Source organism: Azospirillum sp. UFLA03-27 (assembly GCF_059803775.1).
The window spans coordinates 20,585-31,025 of record NZ_JAUQTX010000054.1; the positions used below are offsets into that span (position 1 = coordinate 20,585).

At 70.0% G+C, this 10,441-nt stretch carries 8 protein-coding genes; all 8 read left to right on the forward strand.

Features of this window, described 5'->3' with window-relative positions; genetic code table 11:
* Positions 1 to 8 precede the first annotated feature (8 nt).
* The 8 genes from Q4I23_RS10950 (at position 9) to Q4I23_RS10985 (ending at position 10,438) form a co-directional block, all read left to right on the forward strand.
* Positions 9 to 806 carry an enoyl-CoA hydratase/isomerase family protein gene (locus Q4I23_RS10950; protein WP_051140522.1) on the forward strand — a complete coding sequence of 266 codons (798 nt, stop codon included), beginning with the start codon at positions 9 to 11 and terminating at the stop codon, positions 804 to 806.
* A 17-nt stretch (positions 807 to 823) separates the two neighbouring features.
* Positions 824 to 2,008, forward strand: coding sequence for a fumarylacetoacetate hydrolase family protein (locus tag Q4I23_RS10955; RefSeq protein ID WP_498526256.1), 1,185 nt, complete (start codon positions 824 to 826; stop codon positions 2,006 to 2,008).
* A 46-nt stretch (positions 2,009 to 2,054) separates the two neighbouring features.
* Positions 2,055 to 3,635: an aldehyde dehydrogenase (NADP(+)) gene (locus tag Q4I23_RS10960; protein ID WP_498526257.1), complete on the forward strand. Its 1,581-nt coding sequence runs from the start codon at positions 2,055 to 2,057 to the stop codon at positions 3,633 to 3,635.
* A gap of 101 nt (positions 3,636 to 3,736) precedes the next feature.
* Positions 3,737 to 5,017: an ABC transporter substrate-binding protein gene (locus Q4I23_RS10965; protein WP_498526258.1), complete on the forward strand. Its 1,281-nt coding sequence runs from the start codon at positions 3,737 to 3,739 to the stop codon at positions 5,015 to 5,017.
* Positions 5,018 to 5,221: 204 nt separating this feature from the next.
* On the forward strand, positions 5,222 to 6,160 hold the full coding sequence (locus Q4I23_RS10970; protein ID WP_454017380.1) for a carbohydrate ABC transporter permease: 939 nt from the start codon (positions 5,222 to 5,224) through the stop codon (positions 6,158 to 6,160).
* A gap of 5 nt (positions 6,161 to 6,165) precedes the next feature.
* Positions 6,166 to 6,987 carry a carbohydrate ABC transporter permease gene (locus Q4I23_RS10975; protein ID WP_498526259.1) on the forward strand — a complete coding sequence of 274 codons (822 nt, stop codon included), beginning with the start codon at positions 6,166 to 6,168 and terminating at the stop codon, positions 6,985 to 6,987.
* A gap of 60 nt (positions 6,988 to 7,047) precedes the next feature.
* The gene (locus tag Q4I23_RS10980; RefSeq protein ID WP_498526260.1) at positions 7,048 to 8,268 is read left to right on the forward strand and encodes an ABC transporter ATP-binding protein; all 1,221 of its coding nucleotides are present in this window, start codon (positions 7,048 to 7,050) and stop codon (positions 8,266 to 8,268) included.
* Positions 8,269 to 8,602: 334 nt separating this feature from the next.
* Positions 8,603 to 10,438, forward strand: a complete 1,836-nt coding sequence (locus tag Q4I23_RS10985) for a hypothetical protein (protein WP_498526261.1) — start codon at positions 8,603 to 8,605, stop codon at positions 10,436 to 10,438.
* Positions 10,439 to 10,441: the final 3 nt, after the last annotated feature.

Genomic DNA, 10,441 nt, shown 5'->3' on the forward strand with positions numbered 1-10,441 from the left:
CCCATCCCATGGACTCGCTCAACACCCCCGATCCGGCGCTTGGCGCGGTCACCGTCACGGTGGACGGCTTCGTCGCCACCATCACCCTCGACCGCCCGCAGAAGCTGAACGCGGTGACCCCGGAGATGGCCGCGGAGCTGGTCGCCGCCGTGGCGCGCTGCAACGCCGACGACGACATCCGCTGCGTCGTGCTGACCGGCGCCGGGCCGCGCGCCTTCTGCTGCGGCTCCGACATCCGCGAGTTGGACCGCTACGACACCGCCTGGAACTTCCGCAACCGCGAGGATTATTGCGACGCCATCCGGGGCCTGCGCAAGCCGAGCATCGCCGCGGTCAACGGCTACGCCTTCGGCGGCGGGCTGGAGACGGCGATGAGCTGCGACATCCGCATCGCGTCGGAGAACGCGCAGTTCGGCGCGCCGGAGATCAAGCTCGGCTGGATCGGCGGCGGCGGCGTTGCGGCCTTCCTGTCGCACTCCATCGGCACCTCCAACGCCGCGATGATGATCCTGACCGGCGACCCGATCCCGGCGGACAAGGCGCTGGCCTGGGGCCTCGTCAGCGAGGTGGTGCCCGCCGACCGTCTGCTTGCCCGCGCGCAGGAGATCGCCGCCATCGTCGCCAGCCGCGCGCCCATCGCGGCGGAGACGGCGAAGCTGAACCTGAAGGCCGCCCACACCATGCCGGTCGAGAAGGCCATCGAGTACGAGCGCGACCTGCAGACCATCTGTTTCGCCACGGCGGACGCTGCCGAGGGGCGCGCCGCCTTCAAGGAAAAGCGCAGCCCGGTCTTCCGGCGCAAGTAAGACGAGGAGCGGACACCATGAGCAAGCGACCCCTTCCCCTCGACCCCGCCGCCGCCCTGCCGACGGACGAGGGCGCGCTCCTGGTCGGGCGCGCCTGGCGCCCCGGCGTCGGCCCCTCGGTCATCGCCGTGCGCGGCCGGGACGTGTTCGACATCACCAGCCGCGACGCGCCCACCGTGCGCGATCTGGTGGAGACCGGCGTCGCGGCGGATCTCGTCCGCAGCATCCCCGGCGAATGGATCGGCACCGCCGCGACACTCCTCGCCAACTCCGACGAGGACCGGCGCGACCCGGAGCGGCCCTGGCTGCTGGCCCCCATCGATCTCCAGGCGGTGAAGGCGTCCGGCGTGACCTTCGTGGTCAGCCTGCTGGAGCGCGTCATCGAGGAGCAGGCGCGTGGCGCCCCGGACAAGGCGCTGGCCATCCGCGCCGACATCGACGCGCTGATCGGGCGCGACCTGTCCAGCCTGAAGCCCGGTTCGCCGGAGGCCATGGAGGTCAAGAAGGCGCTGATCGCCCGCGGGGTGTGGTCGCAGTATCTGGAGGTCGGCATCGGCCCCGACGCCGAGATCTTCACCAAGGGCCAGCCGATGTCGGCGGTCGGCACCGGCGCCCATGTCGGCATCCCGCCTTATTCCGTGTGGAACAACCCGGAACCGGAAATTGCCGTCCTGGCCTCCAGCCGCGGGGACATCGTCGGGGCCACGCTCGGCAACGACATGAACCTGCGCGACGTCGAGGGGCGCTCCGCCCTGCTGCTCGGCAAGGCGAAGGACAACAACGCCAGCGGCTCCATCGGCCCCTTCATCCGTCTGTTCGACGATCGCTTCACGCTCGACGGCGTGCGCAGCGCCGAGCTGGGGCTGGTGGTCGAGGGCAGCGACGGCTTCCGGCTGGAGGGCTCCAGCTCCATGTCGCAGATCAGCCGCGACCCGGTGGAGTTGGTGGAAGCCACCATCGGCGAGAACCACCAGTATCCGGACGGCTTCGTCCTGCTGCTCGGCACCATGTTCGCGCCGGTCGAGGACCGCGACCGTCCGGGCGAGGGCTTCACGCACAAGCTGGACGACGTGGTGACCATCACCGCCCCGGCGCTGGGCAGCCTGACCAACCGCGTCCGCCATTGCGCCGACTGCGCGCCCTGGGACTTCGGCGCCGCCGCGCTGATGCGGAACCTCGCGGGCCGCGGCCTGCTCGGCTGATCCCGCAGCGAGAACAAGAGCAGCGAGAACAAGAAAGGACCCGCCCGTGACCCTCACCGGCATGATGCTGATCGGCGCCGAGAGCCACCGTGGCCGCAACGGCGAGATCCACGCCATCGACCCGTCCACCGGGGCGACGCTGGAGCCCGCCTTCGGCGGCGGCGGGACGGCGGAGGTGGACCGCGCCTGCCAGCTCGCCTGGGACGCCTTCGACCGCTTCCGCGAAACCGCCCCGGAGGACCGCGCCGTCTTCCTGGAGGCGGTCGCCCGCAACATCCTCGACCTCGGCGACGCTCTCATCGTCCGCGCCATGGCCGAAAGCGGTCTGCCGCGCGCCCGGCTGGAGGGGGAACGGGGCCGCACCGTCGGCCAGCTCCGCCTGTTCGCCTCGGTGGTTCGGGAGGGCAGCTGGATCGGCGCCCGCATCGACCCGGCCCTGCCGGAGCGGGCGCCGCTGCCCCGCCCCGACCTGCGCCAGCGCCGCATTCCGCTCGGCCCCGTCGCGGTGTTCGGTGCCAGCAACTTCCCGCTGGCCTTCTCGGTGGCCGGGGGCGACACCGCCTCGGCCTTCGCCGCCGGCTGCCCGGTGGTGGTCAAGGCCCACTCCGCCCATCCCGGCACGTCGGAGCTGGTCGGCCGCGCCGTCCAGGCCGCCGTTGCCGAATGCGGGCTGCCGGAGGGCGTCTTCTCGCTGATCTTCGGCGCCGGCTCGTCGGTGGGCACGGCGCTGGTCGCCGACCCGCGCATCAAGGCGGTCGGCTTCACCGGGTCGCGCCGCGGCGGCGTGGCGCTGATGGAGGTGGCGGCCAAACGCCCGGAGCCGATCCCCGTCTACGCGGAGATGAGCAGCATCAACCCGGTCTTCCTGCTGCCGGCGGCGCTCGCAGCACGGGCGGAGGCTCTGGGCCAGGGCTTCGTCGCCTCGCTGACCATGGGCGCCGGGCAGTTCTGCACCAACCCCGGCATTCTGCTGGCGGTGGACGGGCCGGACCTCGACCGCTTCGTCGCCTCCGCCGTGGAGGCGCTGGGCGGCAGCGCGGCGCCGACCATGCTGACGCCGGGCATCCACGCCGCCTTCGACGCCGGGGTGGCGGCCCTGACCGGCAACCCCCGCGTGGCGACGCTGGCGCGGGGACTGGAGGGCGACGGCCCCAACCGGTGCCGGGCGGCGCTGTTCGCCACGACCGCCGACGCCTTCCTCGACGACCCGACCCTGCGCGAGGAAGTGTTCGGCGCCGCCTCGCTGCTCATCCGCTGCCCGGACCTGGAGTCCTTGCGCGCGGTGGCGGAACGGCTGGACGGCCAGCTCACCGCGACCCTGCAGATGGACGCGGCGGACACCAAGGCGGCGGCGGACCTGCTGCCGACGCTGGAGCGCAAGGCCGGTCGCATCCTGGCCAACGGCTGGCCGACCGGCGTCGAGGTCTGCCACGCCATGGTGCATGGCGGCCCCTTCCCGGCCACGTCGGACAGCCGCACCACCTCGGTCGGCACGGCGGCCATCGAGCGGTTCCTGAGGCCCGTCTGCTACCAGGACATCCCGGCCGACCTGCTGCCGGAGCCCTTGCGCGATGGCAACCCGCTGGGGCTGTGGCGCCGGGTCGACGGAGCGCTGGGCCGGCACTGAACCCCGATCACCGGCCCGCATACTCTGGTATGGTTCCGGGATTGTGGGCTAAACCAACCAAAAAAGACAGCAAACCAACAAATTCAGGAGGAGGACGCAGCATGAAGCCGTTTCTGAGCGCAATCACGGGCATCACCCCCATTCTGGCCGGCGGGCTGGCCGCCGCTTTGGCGCTGGGCACCGCCTCGGTCGCCCTGGCCCAGTCGTCTGATAAATCGGCTTCGGGCAAGACGGTGGTGACCTTCGCTGCGTCCCACTTCGCCGAGGTCGGCCGCGGCGACCGGCTGAAGGCCTGGGTGGAAAAGTTCAACCAGTCGCAGCCCAACATCGAGGTGAAGCCGGTCACCATCCCCTTCTCCTCCTTCGCCACCACCATCTTCACGCAGATGGGCGGCAACGGCGGCCCCGACGTGATCCGCTTCGACCTGCCGGAGTTCTACGCCGCGGTGGCCGCCAAGTCGGTCCTGCCGATCGACGACATCGTGAAGGACGGCGCCTATCCCTTCACCGCCGCCGACCAGTACATGAAGGTCGAGGGCAAGCGCTACGGCTTCGCCTTCGACACCGCCAACTACGCGATGGTCTACAACGCCGCGCTGCTGCCCAACGGCACGCCGCCCAAGACCTTCGAGGAGTTCGTGAAGCTCGGCAAGGAGGCGACGAAGGACGGCAACTACGGCTTCGCCTTCCGCGCCACGATGGCCGAGCGCGGCGGCGTCTGGTACGACCTGACCAACTTCGTCTACGGCTTCGGCGGGCGCTGGTCCAAGCCGGACGGCACGCCGACCTTCAACAGCCCGGAGGTCGTGGCGGGTGTCGCCGCCTACAAGACCGTCTATGACGCCGGCATGATCCCCAAGGGCACCGACGCCGCCACCTACCGGCGGATGTTCTGGGAAGGCAAGGTCGCCATGGAGATCGACAACGGCGGCGTCGCCACCATCCTGACCTCGCAGGGCAAGGCGCACCCCATCGCCGCCGCCCCGTCGCCCTTCCCGCACAAGGAGCAGGGCATGATCCTGGCTCCGGTGACCATCAACGCCAACACCAAGGTGAAGGACGCCGCCGGCACGTTCCTGCAATGGGCGCTCCAGCCCCAGCAGCAGCAGGAACTCCAGACCCTGCTCGGCGCCGCCAACGTCGCGACGACGGTGGAGCGCACGCCGGAGGAGCTTCAGGCCATGCCCTGGCTGAAGGTCTACGACGCGCAGACCCCGAACAGCGTGCCGGCCCTGCCGCAGGGGCTTGAGACCAAGGCGCCGGAGATCCAGCAGATCATCGTCCAGCAGCTCCTCAAGGTGCTCCAGGGCGGCGTCGCCCCGCAGACCGCCATGGACGAGGCGCAACGCCTGATCACCGCCCGCGTGCTCGCCCAGAAGTAACGCCCGCACAACTCCAGGGCGATTGCCTTCGTCCATCCTTAGCCCTCTCCCCTCTGGGGAGAGGGTGGCCCGAAGGGCCGGTGAGGGGGTTGTGCATGACCGTACGTCCGGCAAAAGCGCAACCCCCTCACCCTAACCCTCTCCCCAGAGGGGAGAGGGGATAACGAATGCGATCGTCTTGGTCCCAACTCCGGATACCGCATCATGATGAGCAGGACCGTGAGCCAGCCCAGGGCCGCCGCGCGGCGCGCGCCGATCGACCATGGCCGCTGGGTTCCCGCACTCTTCGTCGCCCCGGTGGCGCTCTATCTCCTGGTCTTCCAGGGTTACCCGCTGGTGCAGGAATTCCTGCTCAGCGTCACCTCCACCTCGCTGCTCTCGCCCGGCCAGCAGACCTACGTCGGGCTGGACAACTACCGCGAGCTCGTCTTCGACCCGGAGTTCCATCAGGTCCTGCGCGTCACCGCGGTCTACACGCTGGTCTGCGTGGTCGCCTCCATCGGGCTCGGCCTGCTGGCGGCGCTGCTGCTCGACGGCACCTTCCGGGGGCGCGGCATCGCCCGCGCGCTGGTCACCATTCCCTGGGCCGCTCCGCCGGTCGCCGCAGCGCTGATCTTCGTGTGGATGTTCAACGCGCAGTACGGCCTGTTCAGCCACCTCGCCCAATTCCTGGGCCTCGCCGAGGGCGGGGTGAACTGGCTGGACGAGCCGTCCTTCGCCCTGCCGGCCATCCTCATCACCACGATCTGGCAGATCTTCCCCTTCTCCTCCGTGGTCATCCTGGCCGCCCTCCAGGGCGTGCCGTCGGAGCTGCGCGAGGCGGCGGTGATCGACGGGGCCGACCGGCTCAGCATCTTCCGCGCCGTCACCTGGCCGACCATCCGCCCGTCGGTGGCGCTCCTCACTCTGCTCATCACGGTGTGGTCGCTGCGCCGCTTCGACGTGATCTGGCTGATGACCCAGGGCGGCCCGCTGGGCGAGACCAACACGCTGGTCATCGACCTCTACCGCCGCGCCTTCGTCTATCTCGACCTCGGCCGGGCGGCGGCGGTCGGCATCATCGGGCTGGTCGTCGCGATCCTGGTGACGCTGGTCTATTTCTGGCTGTCGACGCGGGCGGAAAAGGCCGCCGGGAAACGGTGATCCCCATGAAGCACAATTCCACAGCCCGCACGCTCGCCGTCCTGGTCCTCCTCGGGGTGGCGGCCTTCCCGCTCTACTGGATGCTGGTGACCTCGCTCACCTCGTCGGAGCGGCTGTTCGACGACACGCCGAACCTGCTGCCGACGCTGTCGCAGATCGGCACCTACGCCGCCGCCTTCACCGAGACCTCGCTGCGCCAATGGCTGGTCAACAGCCTGATCGTCGCGGTCGGCACGACGGTGCTGAGCATCCTGCTGTCGGTGCTGCCGGCCTACGCGCTGTCGCGGCTGACCTTCAACGGCAAGCTGCTGCTGGGCTTCGCGCTGTTCATGACGCAGATGCTGCCGGAAGCGATGCTGGTGGTGCCGCTCTACGACATCTTCACCAAGCTGTCGCTGCTCAACACGCTGCTCGGCCTGATCCTCGCCAACACGGCCTTCACGGTGCCGGTGGTGACCTGGATCCTGAAGGGCGCCATCGACGGCGTGCCGTCGGAGATCGAGGAGGCGGCTCGGGTCGACGGCTGCTCCCGCCTCGGCATCGTGCTGGCGGTGGTGGTTCCGCTGATCGCGCCGACGCTGGCGGCGGCGGCGGTGATCGCCTTCTTCCACGGCTGGAACGAGTATGTCTTCGCCCAGACCTTCATCAGCGACGACTCCCTGCGCACCGCCTCGGTCGGCCTCGCCAGCTTCGTGGGCGAGCTGAGCACGCCGGTGCACACGGTCATGGCGGTCGGCTTCATCTACACGCTGCCGGCGGTCGTCTTCTACCTGTTCGTCCAACGCTACGTGGTCGCCGGCATGACGACCGGCGGCGTCAAGGGCTGACCGTGGGCCGATCCCGCCCCCCTTGCAACGACACGCCCGAGAGATAAAAGGGAAAAGCCCATGGCTATCAAACTGCAGAACGTCACGAAGTCCTTCGGTTCCCTGACCGTGATCGACAACGTGAGCCTGGAGGCCGGCGACGACGAATTCCTGGTGCTGCTCGGCCCGTCGGGCTGCGGCAAGTCCACCATCCTGCGCATGATCGCGGGGCTTGAGACGGTGAGCAGTGGCGAGATCCATCTCGGCGGCAAGCGGGTGGACGAGCTGCCGCCCAGCGACCGCGACATGGCCTTCGTCTTCCAGTCCTACGCGCTCTACCCGCACATGACGGTGCGCCGGAACATCGCCTTCCCGCTGATCATGCGGCAGTTCCGCTGGTGGTTCCACATCCCCTTCATCGGCGACTATTTCAAGCGCCGCATCGAGAACTCGCCGGAGGTGCGCGACCTCGTGGAGCGCACCGCCGACACGCTGGCCCTGACCAAGGTGCTGGACCGCCACCCGCGCACCCTGTCGGGCGGCCAGCGCCAGCGCGTGGCGCTCGGCCGCGCCATGGTGCGCGAGCCGTCGGCCTTCCTGATGGACGAGCCGCTGTCGAACCTCGACGCCAAGCTGCGCACCGCCATGCGGGCGGAGATCACCCAGCTCCACCAGCGGGTCGGCGGCAACTTCGTCTACGTCACCCACGACCAGATCGAGGCGATGACCATGGGCACCCGCATCGCGCTGATGCGCGACGGGCATCTCCAGCAGTACGGCACGCCGCGCGAGATCTACGAGAAGCCGGCCAACACCTACGTCGCCCGCTTCATCGGCACGCCGCCGATGAACCTGATCGACGCCGAGGTCGAGGGCATGACCGTGCGCATCGGCGCCAGCGTCCTGCCGCTGCCCGACAAGGCCGAGCGGCCGGGCGGCAGCAGCCGCATGAAGGTCTGGCTGGGCCTGCGCCCCGGCGCGCTCGCCGTCGTGCCGCCGGGTCAGGGCAAGAGCCTGTCGGGCACCGTCACCCTGGTCGAGCATGTGGGGGCGGAATCGCTGATTTCGGTGAAGCTGTCCGGAGTCCACACCGCCCACGACGACGACGGCGGCCTGACCGACGAAGTGATGGTGTCCGTCCCCGGCTACAGCGAGCTGCGCGTCGGCGAGGCGGTCGGCATCGACTGCCTGCTGAAGGACTTCTCCCTGTTCGAGAAGGACAGCGGAGTCCGCGTCGGCGGGCGGGCCGCGGAGGACTTCCTGGCCGGGGGACGCGTCGGCACCATCCGGACGGCGTCCTGACACGATCCGTACCGACGGCGCCGCCTCTGCATCCCCAGGTGGATCGACAGAGGCGGCGCTGTTCCTGAACACCACTTTTCAGAAAGGCACTTTCGCCTCTTTCACAACCGATGTCTCAAATGTATCAATAATCGACAATTTGCTTCTGCATGAGCCAAAATTCATGCAGTAACCATCCCCGCCCTGCGGGGATTTCGTTGTTGTATGACCACCGATCCAAGCAAAATTAACTTCCGATCGGCCAAAAGACCGGCAGCGTTCAGAATTTCTTTAACAAATCACTTTGTTATTGGCCTTCCCGATACGCGACCGCCGCGATGGCGAGAGGGCCACTATGCCGGACACCCTGGACGCCACCGCCCCGCTCCTGACCATCCCCGATGCCCTGGCGTCCGAAGCGGCGGCGGTGCTGCTGGGCGGCGATCCCGGCGCGCTGAAGGCCGTGCAGGAGAAGCTGGCGGCGGCGCTGACCGGACAGGGTTTGCCGGAAGGTGCCGCGGGCAGCGTGGCTGACGGCTGGATGCGCGACGTCGCGGCGGGGGTCGGCGCCAGCGCCGCGCCCGACGACGCCATTGCGCAAGCGAGCCGGATCGCCGCCGGCACGGCGGCGCGCATGGCGGAAGCCGCCCAGGAAACCGCAGCGCTGACCGGGGAGCAACGCCTGGCCGTCGCCCTGGCCCAGGGACAAGGAATCGGGTCGGGCGGCGCGAACGATCCCAAGACGGCGTCCGACCTGTCCGCGGCGCTGTTCAGCGGGGTGATGGACCCGGCGGCCCGCCCCGCGGGCGCCACCGACCCGATCGCCGCCCTGTCGCAGGCTCTGACCGCTTCCCCCACCGCCCCGGCGATGCCGGACGCCGTTCCCGTTTCGCCGTCCGACAAGCTCGCCGCGGCGCTCGCCTCCGGCGTGGGGGTGCAGGACGCGGTGACGGCGCTCGGCCCCGCTCCGGGCAGTCACTTCGCCGAAGCGCTGGAACATGCCCTGTCCAGCGGCGCCGACGCCGCCGGTGCCATTGCCGAGGCCCAAGCGTTGAACGCCGCCGGCACGGTTCAGACCAATTCCGTCGCGGTCGAACAGACCGACGGCGCGCGCCTGCTCGGCGCCCTCGCTGCCGGAAAGACGGATGGCGCAAGCGGCGCGCTGGCTGGCAACCCCGCCTTCACCAGCGTCCTGAACGACGCGCTGGCGCAGGGCGCGCAACCCGACGCGGCGCTCGGCGCCTCGACCCGGGCGCAGACGGACATGGCGGCCCGGCAGGAGGCCGCCGCCGTTCCGGCGAAGCCGGCGGACGCGCTGGTCGCCTCGCTGTCGTCCGGCCAGAATGTGGCGGCCACCGTCAAGACCTTCGCCGCCGCCGCCGGGCTCGACGGCGCGGCGGCCGGCGGCTTCGGCGAGGCGCTGGGGCGGGCCCTGTCCAGCGGTCAGGAAATGTCCGGCGCGCTGGGATCGGCGCAGCAGACCGTGTCCACCGCTCTGGCCCTGTCCGCCGAAACCGCGAAGGGCGTCAAGAGCGACGGGCTGATCGCGGCGCTCGCCAGCGGGCAGAACGTCCAGCAGGCGGTGCAGGCGCTGGGCGGGTCCGGCGCCGCCTTCAACGCCGCGCTCGGGCAGGCACTGGCGGACGGGCGTGCCCCCGGATCGGCGCTCGCCGCCGCCCGCCAAGCGGCGGAGACGGTGCAGCAGAACGCCCAGGGCAGCGAAGTTCCTGTTTCCCCCGAGAACAAGGCGTTGGCCGATCTCGCCAACCCGCCGCCCGCGGGAGAGGCGGCCAAGGACGGCGCCAAAGGAGACGGCGACAAGGGCGGCGGGGAGAAATCCGCCGAGCAGGTCGCCGAAGCCCCGGCCGAGGGCAAGGAGGCCGGCAAGGAAGAGGGCGGCGAGAAGGACGGCGCCAAAGAGGAAGGCGCCAAGGAGGACGGGGCCAAGGAGGACGGGGCCAAGGAGGACGCGAAAGGCGAAGCCGCCGATAAGACCGCCGGCGCGTCCTCGGCGGAGGGCGAGGCGTCTCCGGCCACTGCCAAATCCAGCATGGGAAGCGAACCCGCGTTGAAGCCGATCAGCTTCGACGCGGCCGGAACCGCCAAGAGCGCCGACAGCGCCGCGCCGAGCATCACCGCCCCCTGTCTCTTATACACATCTGACGCTGCCGACGATTATACGCGAGTGTAGATC